The organism is Paenibacillus xylanexedens (genome assembly GCF_001908275.1).
GTDB classification, from domain to species: domain Bacteria; phylum Bacillota; class Bacilli; order Paenibacillales; family Paenibacillaceae; genus Paenibacillus; species Paenibacillus xylanexedens_A.
Genome location: NZ_CP018620.1, coordinates 2,982,189 through 3,001,566 on the forward strand (window position 1 = coordinate 2,982,189; position 19,378 = coordinate 3,001,566).

Annotated in this window: 16 protein-coding genes; 11 read left to right on the forward strand and 5 right to left on the reverse strand. The window is 48.2% G+C overall.

The features are described from left to right. Positions 1 to 64 precede the first annotated feature (64 nt). The 8 genes from BS614_RS13375 to BS614_RS13410 all read left to right on the forward strand — a co-directional run bounded on the left by BS614_RS13375 (position 65) and on the right by BS614_RS13410 (position 10,227). Entirely contained in the window at positions 65 to 751 is a 687-nt protein-coding gene (locus BS614_RS13375; protein ID WP_074096831.1) for an HAD family hydrolase, read from the forward strand. A 186-nt stretch (positions 752 to 937) separates the two neighbouring features. Further along, positions 938 to 1,828: a carbohydrate ABC transporter permease gene (locus tag BS614_RS13380; RefSeq protein WP_017689516.1), complete on the forward strand. Its 891-nt coding sequence runs from the start codon at positions 938 to 940 to the stop codon at positions 1,826 to 1,828. 203 nt (positions 1,829 to 2,031) lie between these two features. Further along, positions 2,032 to 2,901 carry a carbohydrate ABC transporter permease gene (locus BS614_RS13385; RefSeq protein WP_047842312.1) on the forward strand — a complete coding sequence of 290 codons (870 nt, stop codon included), beginning with the start codon at positions 2,032 to 2,034 and terminating at the stop codon, positions 2,899 to 2,901. Positions 2,902 to 3,005: 104 nt separating this feature from the next. Continuing rightward, positions 3,006 to 4,757, forward strand: a complete 1,752-nt coding sequence (locus BS614_RS13390; protein WP_074094367.1) for a sensor histidine kinase — start codon at positions 3,006 to 3,008, stop codon at positions 4,755 to 4,757. Positions 4,758 to 4,768: 11 nt separating this feature from the next. Continuing rightward, positions 4,769 to 6,373, forward strand: a complete 1,605-nt coding sequence (locus BS614_RS13395) for a helix-turn-helix domain-containing protein (RefSeq protein ID WP_074094368.1) — start codon at positions 4,769 to 4,771, stop codon at positions 6,371 to 6,373. A 133-nt stretch (positions 6,374 to 6,506) separates the two neighbouring features. After that, positions 6,507 to 7,904, forward strand: a complete 1,398-nt coding sequence (locus BS614_RS13400; protein ID WP_074094369.1) for an ABC transporter substrate-binding protein — start codon at positions 6,507 to 6,509, stop codon at positions 7,902 to 7,904. Between the two features lie 68 nt (positions 7,905 to 7,972). Then, the gene (locus BS614_RS13405) at positions 7,973 to 8,308 is read left to right on the forward strand and encodes a cupin domain-containing protein (protein ID WP_074094370.1); all 336 of its coding nucleotides are present in this window, start codon (positions 7,973 to 7,975) and stop codon (positions 8,306 to 8,308) included. Next, positions 8,305 to 10,227, forward strand: coding sequence for an alginate lyase family protein (locus BS614_RS13410; protein ID WP_074094371.1), 1,923 nt, complete (start codon positions 8,305 to 8,307; stop codon positions 10,225 to 10,227). The genes BS614_RS13405 and BS614_RS13410 overlap by 4 nt, the downstream gene beginning before the upstream one ends. 63 nt (positions 10,228 to 10,290) lie before the next feature. Here the strand turns inward: BS614_RS13410 and BS614_RS13415 are convergent, their stop codons facing one another. Genes BS614_RS13415 through BS614_RS13435 form a run of 5 tightly spaced genes read right to left on the reverse strand, consistent with a single transcriptional unit; the run spans position 10,291 to position 16,653 of the window. Then, entirely contained in the window at positions 10,291 to 11,469 is a 1,179-nt protein-coding gene (locus tag BS614_RS13415; protein ID WP_074094372.1) for a YheC/YheD family endospore coat-associated protein, read from the reverse strand. 35 nt (positions 11,470 to 11,504) lie between these two features. Beyond that, the gene (locus tag BS614_RS13420; RefSeq protein ID WP_074094373.1) at positions 11,505 to 12,611 is read right to left on the reverse strand and encodes a YheC/YheD family endospore coat-associated protein; all 1,107 of its coding nucleotides are present in this window, start codon (positions 12,609 to 12,611) and stop codon (positions 11,505 to 11,507) included. After that, a complete protein-coding gene (locus BS614_RS13425; protein WP_074094374.1) occupies positions 12,611 to 13,984 on the reverse strand; it encodes a YheC/YheD family endospore coat-associated protein in 1,374 nt (457 codons plus the stop codon). The genes BS614_RS13420 and BS614_RS13425 overlap by 1 nt, the downstream gene beginning before the upstream one ends. Before the next feature lie 60 nt (positions 13,985 to 14,044). After that, positions 14,045 to 15,235, reverse strand: a complete 1,191-nt coding sequence (locus BS614_RS13430; protein ID WP_074094375.1) for a YheC/YheD family endospore coat-associated protein — start codon at positions 15,233 to 15,235, stop codon at positions 14,045 to 14,047. A gap of 50 nt (positions 15,236 to 15,285) precedes the next feature. Next, entirely contained in the window at positions 15,286 to 16,653 is a 1,368-nt protein-coding gene (locus tag BS614_RS13435; protein ID WP_074094376.1) for a YheC/YheD family endospore coat-associated protein, read from the reverse strand. Positions 16,654 to 16,890: 237 nt separating this feature from the next. Between BS614_RS13435 and BS614_RS13440 the strand changes: the two genes are divergently transcribed. From BS614_RS13440 to BS614_RS13450, 3 genes are all read left to right on the forward strand, one after another. Next, complete coding sequence (locus tag BS614_RS13440) at positions 16,891 to 17,238, forward strand: YlbF/YmcA family competence regulator (RefSeq protein ID WP_036609862.1); 348 nt, start codon at positions 16,891 to 16,893, stop codon at positions 17,236 to 17,238. A gap of 195 nt (positions 17,239 to 17,433) precedes the next feature. After that, the gene (locus BS614_RS13445; RefSeq protein WP_085981456.1) at positions 17,434 to 17,718 is read left to right on the forward strand and encodes a hypothetical protein; all 285 of its coding nucleotides are present in this window, start codon (positions 17,434 to 17,436) and stop codon (positions 17,716 to 17,718) included. A 211-nt stretch (positions 17,719 to 17,929) separates the two neighbouring features. Further along, positions 17,930 to 19,264 carry a DRTGG domain-containing protein gene (locus tag BS614_RS13450; protein WP_036609860.1) on the forward strand — a complete coding sequence of 445 codons (1,335 nt, stop codon included), beginning with the start codon at positions 17,930 to 17,932 and terminating at the stop codon, positions 19,262 to 19,264. Positions 19,265 to 19,378 lie beyond the last annotated feature (114 nt).

The following is a 19,378-nucleotide window of genomic DNA, read 5'->3' on the forward strand; positions in this document are numbered from 1 at the left end:
TATCATGGGAAGGGAACGATTCCAATTACATATACAATATCCCAATCCGAAAGGAACATTGGACATGAATAAAGAGAAGGTATTGCTCAAACCGGAAGCGATGATTTTTGACATGGATGGTACGCTGTTCCAGACAGAGACCCTGTTGTTGCCAGCTTACCAGCAACTATTTGATACATTGCGTGCCGAAGGGCATTTTGAAGGAGAAACTCCACCCGAGGAACGGATGCTGGGAAGTTTGGGCATGTTGCTCGAAGATATATGGAAAGTGGTTATGCCTGAGGCATCGGAAGCGGCACATCGCCGTGCAGACGAACTGTTGCTTCAACTGGAGATTGAGGGGCTTGATCAAGGATGTTCTCAATTGTATCCTGGGGTGAAAGAAACGCTGCAAGCATTAAAACAACAAGGAGTACGTCTTTTTGTTGCAAGTAACGGGCTGGAGGACTATGTGAAGGGTGTGGCGTTTGCACACGAGATTATGCCTTTCTTTGAAGGGGTATACAGTGCAGGCCAGTACAAGACTCCCTCCAAGGTTAATCTGGTGCAGATCCTGCTTGAGAAACATCGTATTCAGGACGCATGGATGGTAGGGGATCGCTCTTCTGATGTGGAAGCTGGTAAAATGAACGGTCAGGCGGTCATCGGCTGTGCCTATGCCGGGTTTGGTCGTGATGAGGAGCTTGCAGGCTCAGATGTGCTCATCTCTGATTTTACAGAACTGCTGCGTCTGTATGATGAAGCAGAGTAGCCTCTACGCTGTATACGTCGAACCGCATTATATGAACCTGTAGACTCAACGGAAATTCGTTGAATACAGGTTTTTTTGTTTGGTCATGCAGTCACATTCTCCCCTGTAGAAAGTTGATTTCCCTATCCCGCTTTCCTCCATATTCCCTCTATACTTCATTCAAAAGCTATAGGGGGTCCGATTCTGGTGAAACCATCCAAAATACATGCCTATATGTTCATCTTTCCAAGTCTTTTTTTAACTGTTGTATTCGGGATCTATCCGCTGTTATGGGCGCTGCGTTACATGTTCTATGATTATCAAGGCATCGGGACGCCTGTCTTCATCGGGCTTGATAATTTTGGACGCATTTTGCGTGACGGGCAATTCTGGGATTCAGTAGGCAACACGGGTGTGTATGCCCTGGGCAAACTCGTCGTTACGATTCCACTGTCGTTAACTTTGGCGATTATTCTGAATCGCAAATGGAGAGGGCGATCCCTCTTTAGGGCGATCTATTATCTTCCCACTATTTTTAGCGCTTCGGTCATGGCGATTGTATTCTTTATTATTTTCAACTCCTATAACGGAATATTGAACCAATTACTGCTTAAGTATCATGTGATCTCCGAACCGATCGGCTGGCTGGGAGCTGAGCATGCTATGCTGACGACCATTATCATTGCCATCTGGGGTGCTGTGGGGAACTATATGTTGTTGTTCATTGCCGGTCTCCAGAGCATTCCCGAAGAGCTCTACGAGGCGGCATCACTGGATGGAGCCAGTGAGTTTCAGAAGCTGCGTAATGTGACGATTCCTTTGCTTGGTCCTGTTCTGCAGATGATTATCATGCTGGCGATTACCACGGCGCTGAAAGGATACGAGAGTATTATGGTACTGACCGAGGGCGGGCCGTATGGCAAAACAGAGGTGATGTATCTGTATTTGTTCAAACTGTTATTTCCCGTGTCGGCTGACACACAATCACTCCAGCAGCTCGGTTATGGCAGTGCAGTCGGTTTCACAACGGCTCTCATCGTAGGGGCTGTGACGCTCATTTATTTCCGTATATCCAAAAAGCTCAATGATGTCTATTAAAAGGTTGTTCAAAAAGTCCGCTTTTGATTACGAATCATGCCTAGCAGCATCATCAGCATCGAATATGAAATTCAGCCGAAATGTCCGTTGCTCACGTAGTTTTCCCTACGCTCCGCTACTCCATTTCTAGCTTCATTCCATCTTCTCGGTACTGAAAACCACCCTTTTTGAACACGTATAAAATTAATCAGGAGGAAACGATGATGACTCAAAACGTGCTTGCGCCCTCAGGGTCTCCCCAACTCATTCGCTGGACCAAACGAACGGTACTTTGGCTGTTTTTGATCGCAATCGCTCTGCTGTCGCTGTTCCCCATCATACTTGTATTGCTCGGTTCCTTCAAAACGAACCAGGAATTGACCGGAGGAGCTACCATCTGGCCGAAGATTTGGCAGTTCTCCAACTATGCTCAGGCTTGGAAAAGCGCCAATTTTTCGGGTTTTACGATGAACAGCGTGTTTGTTAGCATCAGTACAACAGTTGGCACACTGCTGGTAGCTTCGATGTCAGCCTACGCTGTGGATCGAGTGAATTTCAAAGGGAAAAAGGGGTACACCCTGCTCATGGCATCCACTCTGTTTATTTCCATAGGCGCGGTTGTGCTGCGTCCGCAATTTGACCTCATGGTCAAGCTGGGGCTGAATACCACGTTGTGGGGCGTTATTATTATATTGATCAGCGCACACGCTGCCACATACTTTATTCTGATTGGTTTCTTCAAGAGCATCCCGCGCGAACTGGATGAAGCGGCGATGATTGATGGCTGTAATTTCTTCACCACCTACTGGCGAATTATTCTTCCGCTCCTGCGGCCTGGACTCGCCGTTGCAGGTCTGGGTGTATTCCAGAGTTCATGGAATGAATATATTCTTCCTTTTGTGTTCACCATGAGCAATCCGGACTTGCAGACTTTGCCGGTTGGGCTGGCTAATCTGCGATATGGCATCGGAGCTGCGGCTGAGGTCCAACTGATGATGGCCGGAGCCTGTCTGTCCATTTTGCCGCTGCTCATCGTTTATATTTTTGCCAACAAATCATTCATGCAGGTGACCTTGGGAGCTGTGAAAGGATAGGCGTGAGCACAATCATGGAAACGGTTTTACGGGTAATTCCACTGTGCTATACTCATTTTAATTCACAGCGGACGGGCCAAGCCGTGTTCAAGGAGCGAGCGCCGATGATATTCAACTTTTATAAAATGTCCCTGAAAAAAAGAATACAGCTGCTGTACATTTTTCTCGTTGTCTTGTGCATCAGTGTGACCGGGATATGCTCTTATCTCTTTGCTGCACGAAGCATTGAGCAGAATGCACTTGAACTGAAACAAAGCATTCTGAACAAATCAGTACAGGTTATGGATGAACATCTAAGGCACATTGTTGTATCCTCTTTTTCTTTTATGCTCAATGAAACGTTCACCCAGGTCATGAAGGACGTGGGAAAAAATAATACATCTCATTATTATCAGAATCTCTCGCTGCTGCAAACATCGTTTGCTCAATTGAAGCTCGTAGAGCCACTGATTGATACCGCATATTTGACAACACCCATCGGTGATTTTTTCTCGACCAAAGATTTTCCGAATCGCAATAACTCATTCAACAAGGAATACGGACGCTACGTGAAGCTGCAAGGCTGGAATACGATGTGGTTTGGTTCACATCAGAGTGAATTGTTCCAATCCCAAGGAAATGTGTTATCTCTGTTGCTCAAACCCATTGTGATCGATAATCATACCTATTCGAATGTATATATGGTCGTCAATATGAAGGAAGAGGCGATGCGAGACATTCTGACGCAGGATCTCATGAATAACCAGATTCAACTGTTTTTGCTGCACAAAAACGGAAATGAAGTCATTCGGCCCAGGTCCCGAAATTACGATTTCATTATGGAGCCTGACTTTACACAACAGTTTAGTCGTGACGATGCTGGGGATTTCACCTACAGGAACGATCAGGGGGAGGACATGCTTGTTAACTATTCGGCATTGTCGATGAACGAGGATTGGGTCATGGTAAGTGTACAGTCCAAGGCTGACTTGTTGTCCCCCCTCCAAAAGATACGCTGGCTGGTCATCCTGATCATGTTGTTTTGCATTTTACTCGCACTTGGGTTGTCCAGGCTGCTGGCCTCCGCTCTGCTGAAGCCACTGAACAAACTGCGACGCCTGATGGTTGAGGTGGAGTCCAATGATCTGGATGTACGGTTTCGCAGCAAGTATGACGATGAAGTCAGCGCTGTAGGGCATCGTTTCAATCGGATGTTGGACCAGATTCAGATTTTGTTTGAAGAAGTACGGACAACGGAGCAAGACAAACGGCGGTTTGAAGTCAAGGCGCTTCAGGCGCAGGTTGATCCTCATTTCCTCTACAATACCCTTAATACGATGTTCTGGAAGAGTGAGAGCGGAGAGAAAAAGGATGTAAGTGAGATGATCGTCTCCTTATCCTTGTTATTCCGTCTGGGACTGAATGATGGGAAAGACATGACCAGTGTGGAGCAGGAGATCAAACATGTTGAACAATACATGCAGCTTCAGCAAAAATGTTATGAGGATCTGTTCGTTTATCGGATTGAGGTGGGGGACCCTTCTTGTTACGCTGTCGATATTTTAAAAATATTGCTTCAGCCCTTGGTCGAGAATTCCATCCTGCATGGATTCAGTGACAAAGAGGATTTGGGTGTTATCCTGATCCGCATTGATCGTGAGGGTGACACACTACGGCTGGAGGTGGCTGACAATGGATGTGGTATGGATGTAGCCAGTATCTATGCTGAGGATGTTCCTGACGGGGGACGCAAAGGTTATGCCCTATCCAATCTCCATGGCAGATTAAGCCTGCACTATGGGGATGTGGCCTCAATTGTGTTTCATAGCAGTACAGATGTGGGAACAACGGTTGTTATCACGATTCCGATCACCTGAGGAGGGGCAGTATGGGCCAATTGACGATGTGTGTTATGGATGATATCCAGGCGGTTGTAAAGGGCATATCTTCAACTATTCCGTGGGAAGATCATCAGGTTCGGATTGTAGGCACGGCGAGCAATGGAGAGCGCGGTTGGTCCTTGTTGCTGGAGCAGCAACCAGACATCGTGATCAGTGATATCAGGATGCCCAAGCTGAGCGGGCTGGAGCTAATGAAGCGGGCATTGGATGCCGGACTGCGAGCCAGATTTATTTTCATCAGTGGTTATTCGGATTTCCAATATGCACAGGAGGCCATCAAGCTGGGTGCATCCGATTATTTGCTCAAACCGTTTACCCCTGAAGAAATACTCGGTGCGGTGTTGAAGGTAAGACAGGTGATTAAGGAAGAGCAGGCACAGTGCAAACAGTTGGAACAGTTGGAGCAGAAGGTGGAGAGCAGCAGCCAGTACGAGCGTCACAGCTATCTACTGGGCTTGTTGCGTCATGAAATCGGGGGCTTCCTGAATGAAAGTCGCTGGAACGAGCTGCATATTGATCTCGATTCCTCCAATCTTCTCGTCATGGTTATCGAGGTGGATGGTTATACGCGATATGGATACACGATGCATCTGGATGCCGAAATCGTTCCTTTTGCGGTCCAAAATATTGTGGGAGAAACCATAAACCGCTATACCAAGGGCGTTGTTTTACGGGAAAACCGATACCGGCTTGCAGCCATATTGAACACACCAAGCCACATAGATGTCTCCGAGCTACTGGAGCAATGCCGCCAAAATGTGGAGCGATTCAGCAAAAAAACAGTCTCGATTGGTGTTGGTACGATTGCCCGCAGACCACAGGAGATCTGGACGTCCTACGCACATGCAGATCAGGCGATATCCTATCGTTTTTACAGTGAAGGAAATTGCATCCTCCAGTATGCTGAATTGGAGAATCAGGCCTGTGTGGCTCCGGTATATCCTTTGGAGAAGGAGAAAGAGCTTTTTTACGCCCTGAAATGTGGTAACGAGAGCACCTGTCACCGCATCATTGATGAAATTCTCGAAGAATGGCAGGTTTCCGAAGGTTTTCCCGAGCCGCTCACGATGATTCGTTTGCTGTCTGGACTGGCTTTTGCCATCTACCGTGCCTTTTGTGATGAGATTACAGCAGAGGAACGCTTGCGTCTGGAGGCCGACCTGACAGTGCTTGAGGCGATGCGCTCCTTAACGTTTGAGGGATGGAGGGGATATATCAAGCATTTTAGCAGTATGGGTTGCGAGATTATGGACAAAAAACGACTCACCGATGTCAAACAGGCGATTAGCAAAGCACAGGAATATATCAGTCTGAATCTTGCAGAAAATCTGACGCTGCATGCCTGTGCCCAATCCGTGCATTTAAGTCCGAGTTACTTTGCCAATGCCTTCAAAAAGGAAACGGGCATAACGCCGATTCAATATATTACTAAGATGAGGATGGAAAAGGCAAAAGAGTTGCTGGTTGCAGGTGTACAGGTGCAAGAGATCTGCCAGAGGCTGGGTTATGAGGACAGGCCTTATTTCAGCAGTTTGTTCAAGAAATATTGCGGCATGACGCCAACCTGCTTCCGACAAATGTATGAGAACTGAAACCGATACGGATCGTCATTTTTCCCACCATGCAAAGTCAGAATGTCCCTCACCTCCATGAAAGCGTAGCGATTATCATTACGTTAACGGATAACCAAACGGGTTGTCCAGACAAGCATAAGGGGGCATATCAATGGTTAAAAAGTGGATGGTGACTACGCTGAGTGCATTGCTGGCGCTAAGTTTGGCAGGTTGTTCTGCTGACAGTGGTACTTCGGCAAATAGCGAATCGGGGACCAGCGGGGAGAATGCCGGAGGGAAAACCAAAATCATATATTGGACACCGGACCGCCATGATGCTGATTTTATGAAATCCAAGATCGATGAGTTCAACCAGACGAACAAGGACAACATTGAAGTGGAGATGACCGTGATGGGGGACAACTATCCACAGGCGGTCGATATTGCTTTTGCCAGCAAGCAGGCACCCGATGTGCTGCAAGTTAATGATTTTCAGACGTATTATCAGAAGGGGTATCTCGCCCCGATCGATGGATACATGAGTGATGAGATGAAGGCCGTGTTTAAAGACAGCTTGATTGAAAATAAAAATACGATTGATGGAAAAATATATTCCCTCCCCAATACAGGGCAGGTCTGGCGGCTTGTGTATAACAAGGATATTTTCAAAAAGGCAGGGATCGAGAGTCCGCCAAAAACGTTGGCTGATATGGTTGCGGATGCCAAAAAAATTACCGAAGTTGGTAAAAGTGAAGGCATCTATGGCTTTGCCAGCCCATTCAAGAGTAGCAGCGGCTTCTGGAGAGCAGCCAATACGATTGCAGGTGCAAGCAATAATGTTGGTATTGATGGTTACAACTACAAGACTGGTCAATTTGATTTTGGGATGTACAAGGATATCGCAATGGCGCTTCGTCAGATGAATCAGGATGGCAGCATGCTGCCAGGGGTTGAAAGTCTGGACATCGATCCACTCAGAGCCCAGTTTGCTCAAGGCAAAATCGGAATGTACATTAACCACTCCGGTGAACCAGGTGTATATAAAGATCAGTTTCCTACAAAAGAAAATTGGGCAGCCGCTCCTGTACCAACTAATGATGGAACGATCAAGGGCGCTTCACAAGTCATCGGGGGCTCCTACATCGGCATCAATGCAGATTCTGCCAACAAGGAAGCGGCATGGAAGTTTATGGCGTATGTGTACAGCACAGATCTTCAGAGTGAGTATTACGAAAAAGGATACGGAATCTCACTGATTCCTGCTGTATTAAGCTCTGACAAAAAACCAAGCATTCCGGGCATTGAAGGTTTCCTGCCCAAACGTTATGATGCCATTTTCCCGGCAAATCCAAGTGTGGTAACTGAGAGTTCACTGGAAGGCACCAAATGGAGTGAGGCTTTTTCAATCTTTGTATTCACGGGTGGCGATCTCGATGCTGTGATCAAGGATCTGGATACAAGGTACAATGCAGCTCTGGAGAAAACCAAAGCGGCAGGGCTGACCAACATAACTGCTGATCCTTCGTTTGATTCTTCCAAACTTCAGGGTAAATTGTCCACAGAAGACTAATAAACGTTCATAGCGGCCGTGGTTTAACTACTTCGGTCGCTTATTCACAAGGAAAGGGGAAAAGCAAAATGATTATTAATCATGCGTCTATCGATGCACATATCGTGAACGAAACGAGTTCCCGCAAGATCTTGGGTATGGGCGGTACATTAATGATGGTGGAGGTTACCTTTGCTAAAGGTGGTATTGGAGAAGTTCACTCCCATGATGCGCACGAGCAGGTCAGTTATATCGTCAAAGGCAGCTTTGAGGTACAGGTCGGTGAAGAAACTCACATCTTAAAAGCAGGGGACAGCTTTTATGCCGGTTTTAACGTCCCGCATGGGGTCAAGGCACTGGAGGACTCCGTCATTCTGGATGTGTTTACCCCGTTCCGTCAGGATTTCCTTGAGGCATCCCAATGAGCGATTTTTACCTTTCGGCAACGGATCTGCAACGTGCTGCCCAATATTATGAAAAACATTTTCCGGAAGAAGCCCGAAATTCGCTCACGATTGCCAATCGTGCCATCCTGAATGAATTTATCGTTCCTTATACCAACGATCTGAATCGCTGGATTCCGATGGGGACACCCGTGGACTGGCTTCACAACCCGACCAATGATCTGGAGTTCACATGGGGCATCAATCGACACTGGCATATGCTCGATCTGGGCAAGGCGTATCTGATGAAGGGCAATCCGCTATATGTAACAGCATTTATTGACCACTTCCGTAGCTGGAGACAGCAAAACCCGGTACCTGTAAATCTGGTTTACGACGAGGCCGTGTTCTTTCAAAAACCCGGTCCTTGGCGTCTGCTGGAGACGGGACTACGTGTGCAGTCCTGGATATCGGCATATAAATATATGGAAGCGAGTTCACTGATAGACGAAGGATTTCAGGCGGAGTTTCAACAAGGTCTGGACGAGCACGCCGAGTTTTTGACCCGTTACCTCGGCAGCACGGAAATCAATCATGCCATTATGCATATGCAAGGCTTGTTCATGATCGCTACGTTCTACCACCAGCACCCGCGAAGTCCACACTGGCGTCAAGTGGCGATGGAACGTCTTGAGCTGTGTTTGCTGCATCAGTTGGGTGAAGAAGGGATACAGGTTGAACTGACAACACATTACCACAATGCCAGCATCGAAATGTTTGGCACACCTTATCGGTTGGGCGAGATTTCAGGGCATCCTTTCTCGGCATGGTATGCCCGCTGTCTGCGCCAAATGGCTGCATTTACTGAGGCGCTGATCCGACCAGATCATCAGTCTACCGGTATTGGTGATTCGGATTGGGTTGGCGATGGACGACAACGACTGACCCTGCTTGGCGCGATCATGGATGATGATGATTTGATGGCTCGCGGAACGGATAGCTCGGAGTGTCTCTGGTTGCTGGGTGTGGAGAAATATGAGCGATGCCTCCGACTACAGGCTGCTTCTTCTCCGGCGTTGTCGAGCCGGGCTTTTCCGCAGACCGGATATTATGTCATGAGGGACAAGTATCAATATCTTTTTTTTGATGCAGCTGCCATGGGCGGAGCACACGGACATGCGGATGCGCTGAATGTAGAGTGGATGTGGAAGAACCAGCTTTTCTTCACGGACACCGGACGTTACACGTATGAAGAAGGGGAATGGCGGCGGTATTTTAAAAGTACGCGGGCGCACAATACCGTCACGGTGGATGGTCTGGATCAGACACCTTATCTCTCCACACAGCAATGGGGTGAACCGGAGGCTCAGGCCACAACGCTACGTTGGGAGAGCAATGACAGCTATCACTTCATTGATGCTTCGCAGGATGGATATACACATTTGCCAGATCCAGTTACACATCGTCGGTGGATGCTGGCAGGGGTGGAGATCCCTTTACTACTCATTGTGGATTGGCTGGAGGCGGAAGCAGAGCATACTCTGGAGCAACGTTTTCACCTGCATCCGCAAGCGGATATTGCGTTGAGGATCAATGAAGCTGGAGAAATGACGGCGGATATGAGCTATGAGGCATCTTCCATAACGCTGACGATGCAATGGGTTACGGCGGGCATCGGGAAGGGAGCCTTCGCGTTGACGGAGCAGCCCGGCTGGGTATCTGAGGTATATGGTTCCAAGTCGGAAACATCGGTCATCCAGGGCAAGACTGATTTCTCGGGTAAAGTGGGTATTCTGACGTTGTGCCTGCCTGCGGATCATATTGATCAGGTTACACGTGTTACCACATGCGAACTAGAACCTGACCTGATGAGATTGGCATTATCTTATGTGCAAGGTGAGGAAATAGGGTATATTGTGATTGACAACGACACGCTGCAATGGACGAAAGAACAGAAATAAAAAACAGTGAAGCAGGAGCAGATGCTCGCACTTGGCGAACATAGACTCCTGCTTTTTCTTCACTCACTTGGCTTTCCTTTTTCTTTTTACTCTGGGTAATTTTTGCGTAACGGGCCTGGGAATGGCTGGCTTTCTGGCCGTTCCGGGAGGTCTGTTGCGATATACCCATAAGGCATACTCCAGCGGCTGAGTGATGGCTTTATAATAGATATCCCGCTCCCCGATGCGAGCGAATACTTCACGTGCAGGTTTGGGGTTAACTTCAAGCAGGTAGATACGCCCGCTTCTGTCAATCGCCAAATCCAGTGCCAACTCACATAGGTCCCCATACGTATCTTCCAGAAACGAAGCAACATCAATGCCGAATTTCTCTGCAGTTGTGTTAATTTCTGCCCGGAGGTCGTCATCTTCGATCCATTGCTTCATGAGTCGGTCCATCGCTATTGCCTGACCGCCGCCATGCAGATTGGAGGTTACGCTTTTTTCTGCACCCATGCGTCCGGCACATCCAGTAAGCTCCCATTGTCCTTCACCGTTCTTCTGAACGAGCATGCGATAATCATGCACACGTCCATTCGGAAGCTGAAGTTGAATGCCCTTTTGTACAAGATACTTGTCTTTCATGTTCCAGTGCTGGAGCAACGCGCCAAGTCGTGATAAATGAACTTTACGTGGAGTGATGATACGACGCTTCTGATCCCGCCCCTGAACAAGCACTGTATTAGCCTCGCTACTGCTGCGTTCAATGCGCAGAATACCACGTCCGCCTGTTCCATTAATGGGTTTGAGATAGACCAGAGAAGAAACTTTGAGCATCCGGTTTACATCGGACATATCCTGAAATAGAGCGGTTTCCGGCAGGTGTTCACGAAAGTTGGCTTTTTGTAAGAGGGTCTGATGGATGGTCCATTTATTGCGCAGTGGCCTGTTCAGAAAGAGCAGATGCCCATATTTCTCACGAAAAGCAAGCAATTGCTGGAACCTTCGGTTACGCTGAATCCGGCAGCGATCAAAGATTAGGTCCGGGAATGATCGCCACTCCCTGGACCAGCCTTTTCCCTCATGAAAAACCATGGCTTCAATTTGTTTGCCGCCGGGGTGTACGTCGGCTGGTGTGAATACATAGATATCGAGTCCCCGCTTGCGCCCTTCAAGAATCATTCTGCGATAAACGCTTCGTTCTTCAAGAGCGCGATGTTCATTTAAGTACAACGTCATAATGCCGAGAACAGGTGAGGACACAAACAATCACCTTCTTTTTGCAGTATTCCTGTCTATCATCGTTTGGACTGACGGGCAAGATAAGCGCTGTAGTGAAATATACGTTCCAATGACCGCCGTCTGATCTGTGGTTCATCAAACTTCATGGGCTTTGCATTGGCTTCGAAGAACCAGAGTTCCCCCAGGTCATCAATGCCCAGATCCATGGACATTTCTCCGAGCGTGAAACCTGATCCCCGTTCTACCTGTCTTGCGATCATTAATGAAGTGGATTTCACACGTTTCATCAGGTTTGTTGACATTTCTTCGCCAAAAAGCTCGGTCAGCAGCTTCTCAGGGTCTTCTACGCTCCCGCCGCGCGGCACATGCGTTGTAATGCTGCGGGAGCCAGCAAGTCTTGCTCCTACACCGGTTACGCTCCATTGGCCCTTGGTGTTCTTTTGTACAAGAACACGCAAATCGAAGGGGCGTTTACGAGAGGATGCCAGTTCAATGCCTTGTTGCATGATATAGGGCGTATGTCCGGTTTCTTTGCGAATTCGTGCCCATAACTTGGCAAGTGTAGATGCTTTATAGGTCGTGCTTCTACGTGTGGTTTGTATTTTGAGACGATAGGGAAGCCGTTCTTTTTCCTGAAATTTAAGCATCATGATTCCTTTGCCAGCTTTGCCGCTCTCGGGCTTAAGGTACAGATAGGGATACGCCCGTAGAACGGCACCCAGAGAAGAAGCACTTCGCATCCGCCGAGTATAAGGGATCAGTTGCTGAGTCGATTTGGATTTCCTGAGCCATTCGAACAGATCCCATTTGTTGAAAAAGAATGGGTTATACAGTTCGATTCCTGATTGCATGCATTCGTCAATTTTACGCTGCACGGAAGGTTTTCCTTCGTCTTCCCGGTTGGGAATACGATTGTACAGAACATGGGGAAGGGGGAAAGGTTGTGAAACCCACTTTCCACTCCCCTTGTTGTACGTATATCCTTTCACGGTTGGACCACTCACGTTCAGATCCCGTACAGTTACAATGTACACCACGTATCCCATGCTCTCGCCTGTCTGTAAGATATCTTGAAAATTTTGATGATTTCCCCTGAACATACGCTGTTTATCATGCATGGTCAAAACAGCAATGACAGGTTTGAAATCATCATGAAGGGTCATCAAATCTCTTCCTTCTTCCGGAACTTGCTCAAATACAGGCAGTGTTCCAAGATGTGCTCCACCGACGATTTGCCCTCCACCCGGAGTGAAGGGTGACGGAAAATGGAGCGCCCGGGTTTGGCGTTCGCTTCGAACATCCATACATGTTCCTCCTGATCAATGCCCAGATCAAAGCCAATCTCACCAATCAGATGCTGGTGCTGGGTTTCAATCGCCTGGGCCAGTGTAATAGCGACGGATTTGGCATGCTGAAGAACTTCTCCCGCACGATCGCCGAAGTTGCGACTGAGCGCCTGCTCAGGAGTCATTAGGGAGCCGCCATTTTTGATGTGTGTTGTGACGCTGCCACGTCCTGCCTTTTTGGCTCCAATCCCGACAACAACCCATTGATTGTTACCATTTTTGTGCATGTGAAAACGGAAATCAATTGGACATTCATCAATCTCAATTAAACGTATTCCCTGCTGAACTACATATCCGCGTAGCTGTTTGCCATGTCTACCCTGAAGCATGCGCATCAGACTGTTGAAGGACCCAAAACGCAGGAGTGCATTACCGCCTTTTTTGCGATAACGTGCGAAATATCCGCGTTTCGGCGAATAAGTCAGGCGGTAGATCCCGTTCCCCAGACTTCCTGCAGTAGGCTTATAGTAGACGAACTGATGGCGTTCCAACATTTCCTTCATCTGTTCAACGGACGGATTGGTAATTGATTCTGGGATATACCGTCCTGCTGCCGGCTCGTTCTCCAGCAACGTATAGATATCCGATTTGTTGAAGAAGCTCCAGTTGAAGAACGGAATTTTTCGGCGAACAAATCGTTCCCGCAGCTGGTTGATGGCTGGTGAGAAGTCTGAACGACGACTTGGTAACCGGTTGTAGACAACATCGGGCAGAGGTACCGTTCTGCGGGTAAAGCTTCCGTTTTCATTCAGAAAAAAACCGGATACCGTCTCATTCTGCCAATTGATATCCCGAGGAGTAAATGCGTAAATGTAGGATTTACGGCTGCCTTCACGGAGTAACTGTTTGATGAAACCAGTACGGGAACCGAATGGATTCGTGCTTGTCGCAGGCCCATCAGAGAGTACACCGATCAGTGGGCCTAACTGGACCTCATCATTTTGCAAATTCCGGAGATAAATACTGCCTCGTTTGGGAACGTTCATCATATTACGGATACCTGAAGCGAGATACAGATGTTTACCTGCTTTTTTGATTGGTTTGATCGTTGCAGGTACCCGGTCACGCCCGAAGCGAAGGTGCACCGTTTTTTTGCCGGACAGGTTGAGGCTCTTCATTAAAGCGTTGGATACATAAACCACTTTATCCGGTTGCTTGGTGAAATGCAGATTGCAAAAGGTCAAACTCATGATTTATCCTCCTATCCTGAAAAGATCCTTGGGCTCCATGGCAAGCGGGCGCTGCGGGCCTCAGCCGCCGTGAATCGGGATGGGTTTCAGGCCAGCTTTGCTGGATGTATTCGGCAATTTCATTGGACGAAAGACGTCCGTGAGAACATGTTGTTGCAACAGATAACGGGCATAGGCAAGCGGCCGAGTATAAGTCAGGGTATGCATGCGTCGGTCGCCCGCTTCTGCGAATGAGGTGCGGCCTGGTTTGGAGTTGACTTCAATTAGCCAGAGTTGGCCTTCTGCATCTGCTCCGAAATCAAGCCCCAATTCGGCTAACCTGCCGAAACGGCTTTCCAGCAGGGTGGGGATAAGAGTAGCAGTCTGCCGGATGCTCTTCAGCAGAGTTTCCGTGCGGATCGTTCCATATCGCTGGAGCAGATATGCGTGGGCAGGATATGCTTTACCCCCACCGTGAAGATTGGACGTGAGTGAACCTTCGGGTCCTTCCCGTACCATACATCCGGTAAGCGTCCAGCGACCTTGCCCATTCTTTTGCATTAGAGCCCGTATGTCGAATGCTCTTCCATGATGGCTAAGCTCCAGATATGGCTGCACGATCATCTTACGCTCAGCCTGATGTAATGCTAGCCAGGAAGATACAGCCTGGGTATGGTTGAATGTAAGAAAAAAGGTTTCATTGTCCTCGTTACGCCCCTCCACGATCCATGTGGATGGAGTCGTTCCCCGAGACAGGCGAAAGGTATTTTTGCCATGAGTCCCGGATACCGGTTTGAAGAACAGTCCTTTGGGCCAACGGTCCAGCCATGTTTCCCAAGGAATATGCGATCCTATCCGGGTTGTGGGAGCGAGTTGTGACCTCAATTCAGGATTTCGGGACAACACACGATGTACCTCCCATTTGCCTGGAAGGGAAGAAGACCAATAACGGTGTTGATCTGTGCCGTTGGTTGGTATCCATTCCTTAAGCTGTTGTCTGACGTACCTGGAGATAGGGCGAAGACAACGATCCATAATGAGATCGACTGCAGGAACAGGTACCGAATTCCACTTCCCTTGATGATAGACGTATCCCCATTGAAGAGGGAGATGGACTGCATCATTCGATATCGGGATCACAATAATCTGAAGGGCGTATTTCATGCTCCCCAAACTGAGACGACGGCAGAAAAGTTCATCCGTAAAGGGAGGTGAGCCTTCGTTTGCACGTACCAGAATGGCCAGTGTCTTGGTCTGAGATGTTGGAAACATTACGCTGCACCTCTCCTCTATCAGATTTGTTTCCAATATGGAATAACTTTTCAAAAACCCGCCAGGTACGTAGAGTATTCAAGCATGGCTTTGACGGAAGGGCGGATCTTGCTCTCACTCAGTGGTGTATTATCATTCTTGGATGGTTTGGAGTTGACTTCGAGCAGCCATACGCGCCCAGTGGTGTCCAGAGCCAGATCAATACCAAGTTCACCAAAATGAGCAGGGATGGCACTCTCGATCCCTTTTGCGATATCCAGTGCTGCGGTGTGTAATCCTGCATACGCGGAAGCTTTGGCTGATCCAGACAACTGTGTTTTGGCAACAGCATCCTTGACGGTGCTGAGACTTCCACCCCGTGCCAGATTGGATACGTAGTGACTCCCGCCTGCAATCCGGGCGACGATGGAGGTTACACTCCATTTACCTGTACGGTTTTTTTGCACGAGCGCACGGAAATCCACGGGTCTGCCACTGTTGTCAATGAGAGTCAGCCCTTGTTGGATCTGATAACGCGTTGTTTTCATTTTCCCCGACATACTGGCATACAGTTTATCCAGAGAAGTATACGTTTGTTTCCGGGTACCCCCGACGCCAGTCGCCAGAGTCAGGAAGCTTCCGTCAGTCTGACGTGAGACCCGGATGATCCCTTTGCCCAAAGAACCACGTACGGGCTTCAGGAATACAACCGGATGTCGGTTGCACATCGTCTTGAGCATGGCGGACGTCTTGAGCAAATGAGACTCGGGAAGAACTCGTTTAAGCGTTGAAATGGACTTGAGTGCGTCAAACACTTCGTTTTTGTCCAGAAACTTTTCATTGAAGGTTTGCGTGCCGTAGAGCGATTTTACTTCTTTCATAAAATGCTGTACGCTAGGTTTGTTCTCAAGCTTGCGGGACGTTAGCCGGTTATTGACGACGTCTGCTACAGGCAGAACAGTCTTTTTCCAGCCGTCATCATACACCCAGCCTTTCATATAACCCGTTACCGCTCCAATATCCTCCGGTGTGAAAAAGGATACATAGGCGCCTTGCTTACGGCAGGCGTTCACCAGTTCTTGACAGAACATCGTGATGGAGCCAAAGGGCCGATCGGGCTGATCGGGATAATCCTGGCTAACCAGTACACTGATGTAGGGTCCAAGGCGAAGCGTACGGCTGGCAGAACGATAGGATACCCTCAGGACCGAACGTGGAACGAGACCGGTCTTGCTGGCAACTGTCTGATTGATGCGCAGCCCGTCATACCTTGGTACCGGAATAACAGTGACTTCGCGGCGGAAAGAGCCAAATTGCAGCTGAAGCGGCCTTCCTGAAGGGATTTTAAGCGCCTTAAGCACCCCTTCGCCCAGCATGATGACGTCGTCCTGCAGGATGCCCGAGCCGGTAACCTGAATCGTTACTTTTTTAGTGGACATCACGGATCTCCTTCCGGGCGGCAACTTGATGTCTGATCTCGAAGTTGAACGGCATCTGAACATGGCATGTGCTTCATCATATGAGGACATATAACCCTTGGTGATTGACCCATATGGATTAAATGCATTTGATTTTGAGGCAGGTTATGGATGGCCTGTTTCAGATCGCCCTTGTTTGACAGGAGAGAAAAGCGTGTATTAACACGGATGAACAAACCAATCTGAGGAGGAATAATAGTGAACATTTATGACAAAGCCAATGATTTGGCCAAAGCACTGAGAGAAAGCAGCGAGGTGGAAGAGATTACTTCCGCGATGAAGCTGATTGAAGCTGATCCAGATGCAAAAGCAATGCTGGATAACTTCCGTGATCAACAAATGGAACTGCAACAACGTATGATGAGCGGGGATATGCCAGCTCCGGATGAGATGGAGAAAATGGAGAAACTGTTTGAAGTACTGAGTTTGAACCTGAACATCCGTCGCTTGTTTGATGCGGAGCGTCGTCTCAGTGTCATCATTGAAGACGTGAATAAAATTATTGCTGATAGCCTGGGTCATCTGTACGGTGGCGCTGAAGCGTAAAAAGTAGTTCAAAAAGTCCACTTTTGATTACGAAGGATGCCTAGCTTCATTCCATCTTCTCGGTACTGAAAACTGATCTTTTTGAACACGTACTACAAGGTTGTCTTGTTTTTTTACCTGAACCTTTCATATTAGCTCCTTATCGTTCATAGACTAGACATATAGAGTCGATCAAGAACGAAGGAGCTGTGAATGGTGAAGAGGTTGAAAAAAGCAAAACATGTGATCTATCTGCTTATTGCGTTGTCGATGCTGGTCATTGCACTGCCGCGGATTTCCTTTGCTGGAGGAATGGACTGGGTTAATATTTTTGGCATCGTATGGGTGCTGTTCTCCTTATTAATCGTTGGTGCACATCTGCATTTTATTCTCGGTGTGGATGAAGAGAAGAAGCGTGCACTGGAAGCCGTTCGCCGGGCGAAGCTGCGGCAGTGGGAGATGAAACTGCTGGACAAGCAGGAGCGGAGCGAGTCTGTATAAGGTACAGAATGAGATCCAACATGGAAGACCGGAATCCCTTGATACAAAGGAACCGGTCTTTTTTTGGTACATACAGAATTAGAGGTTAATGGGATGATTAAATTCAGATGGCGAACTTGCCTGTGAGAATGGGTAGGGGTGGGGTTATTTTCCTGAAGCCGTGTTATAATAGATACAGTATAGTACAGATGCATCTTCGGGGGTGGTACAGTTGGACGGACAGGAAGAGAACGTAACGAAGCATGAACAGTTACTTCAACATATTGAACAACTGAAGGTTGGTAGCAAAATATCAGTACGTGGACTTGCGCGGGAGCTGGGTGTAAGTGAAGGGACAGCGTATCGTGCGGTGAAAGAGGCGGAGAACTTCGGGCTGGTCGTGACCAAGGAACGAATTGGAACGGTGCGGATCGAGAAGAGACCTCGGGGTATGTCGGAACAGTTGACCTTTGCTGATGTGGTGACCATTGTTGAGGGCCATGTGCTGGGTGGTAACGAAGGGCTCGCCAAACCGCTGCACAAGTATGTGATTGGTGCGATGAAAGAACAGGCAATGGCCCGTTATATTGACGCTGGGAGTCTGCTGATTGTGGGTAACCGTGAAGATGCTCACTCGCTTGCCCTCGAACAGGGAGCGGGCGTGTTGATTACGGGTGGTTTTGGGACAAGTCGTGAAGTAAGAATTATGGCTGACGAGCTTGGGCTACCGATTATTTCATCCAGACATGATACATTCACGGTGGCTTCAATGATTAACCGTGCGATCTTCGACCGGCTGATTAAGAAAAAAATTATGCTTGTTGAGGATATCATTGGTCAGAAACCTCGCTTGCAGGTATTGAAGGTGACCAGTTCAGCCGCAGATTTTCATATGTTGGTTTCAGAGACGGGTGAACATCGCTTCCCGGTGGTGGATGAATGGAACCGGGTCATCGGGATTGTGAGTCTGAAGGATGTTAGTGAACTGAAAGAAGATCAAAGTATTGAGAAATGCGTGATACGCCGCCCGATTACGGCCTCATTGCAGACATCTCTTGCTTCTGCTGCCCAGATTATGACCTGGGAAGGCATCGATTTTCTGCCCATTGTGGATCGGAATCGCAAACTGATTGCGTCCGTCACACGCAAGGAAGTGCTTCAGGCGATGCGGGATGCACAGAAGCAGCCACAACTGGGAGAGACGTTTGATCATCTGATCTGGAACGGGTTTGCCGAGGAGCGTGGTGAACAGAACGAATTGTTATTTCACGGATTCATCATTCCTCAGATGGCAACGGATCTGGGTACGATCTCCGAAGGTGTTCTTTTGAATGTGATGACCCAGGCTGGCCGGCGGGCAGCGTGGGATGTTACAGGGAACGACCATGTGGTGGATAATGTAACGACTTATTTTGTTCGACCGGTACAGATTGAGGATCAGATCCTGGTTCGACCGTTAATTCTGGAAACCAGCCGTCGAACGTGCAAAATGGACATTGTGGTTACCCGTGAAGGCAGTGTGGTATGCAAAGCCGTAATGACATTGCAGTCGATTGACCATGCCTAATAGGGTACGTTGCCTCGGGCATAAACAAAGAGAGTACTCCCTGATCGAGAAGCTCTGCCGGGTTGCGCTGTCGCGCGGTTCTGGCTTCGCTTAATGAAGGGAAGTACTCTCTTT

Excerpts from the sequence above, each read along its gene's own strand:
- BS614_RS13375 (WP_074096831.1), top strand. The coding sequence starts at position 65 with ATGAATAAAGAGAAGGTATTGCTCAAACCGGAAGCGATGATTTTTGAC.
- BS614_RS13385 (WP_047842312.1), top strand. The coding sequence starts at position 2,032 with ATGACTCAAAACGTGCTTGCGCCCTCAGGGTCTCCCCAACTCATTCGC.
- BS614_RS13390 (WP_074094367.1), top strand. The coding sequence starts at position 3,006 with ATGATATTCAACTTTTATAAAATGTCCCTGAAAAAAAGAATACAGCTG.
- BS614_RS13395 (WP_074094368.1), top strand. The coding sequence starts at position 4,769 with ATGGGCCAATTGACGATGTGTGTTATGGATGATATCCAGGCGGTTGTA.
- BS614_RS13400 (WP_074094369.1), top strand. The coding sequence starts at position 6,507 with ATGGTTAAAAAGTGGATGGTGACTACGCTGAGTGCATTGCTGGCGCTA.
- BS614_RS13405 (WP_074094370.1), top strand. The coding sequence starts at position 7,973 with ATGATTATTAATCATGCGTCTATCGATGCACATATCGTGAACGAAACG.
- BS614_RS13410 (WP_074094371.1), top strand. The coding sequence starts at position 8,305 with ATGAGCGATTTTTACCTTTCGGCAACGGATCTGCAACGTGCTGCCCAA.
- BS614_RS13420 (WP_074094373.1), bottom strand. The coding sequence starts at position 12,611 with ATGACCCTTCATGATGATTTCAAACCTGTCATTGCTGTTTTGACCATG.
- BS614_RS13425 (WP_074094374.1), bottom strand. The coding sequence starts at position 13,984 with ATGAGTTTGACCTTTTGCAATCTGCATTTCACCAAGCAACCGGATAAA.
- BS614_RS13430 (WP_074094375.1), bottom strand. The coding sequence starts at position 15,235 with ATGTTTCCAACATCTCAGACCAAGACACTGGCCATTCTGGTACGTGCA.
- BS614_RS13435 (WP_074094376.1), bottom strand. The coding sequence starts at position 16,653 with ATGTCCACTAAAAAAGTAACGATTCAGGTTACCGGCTCGGGCATCCTG.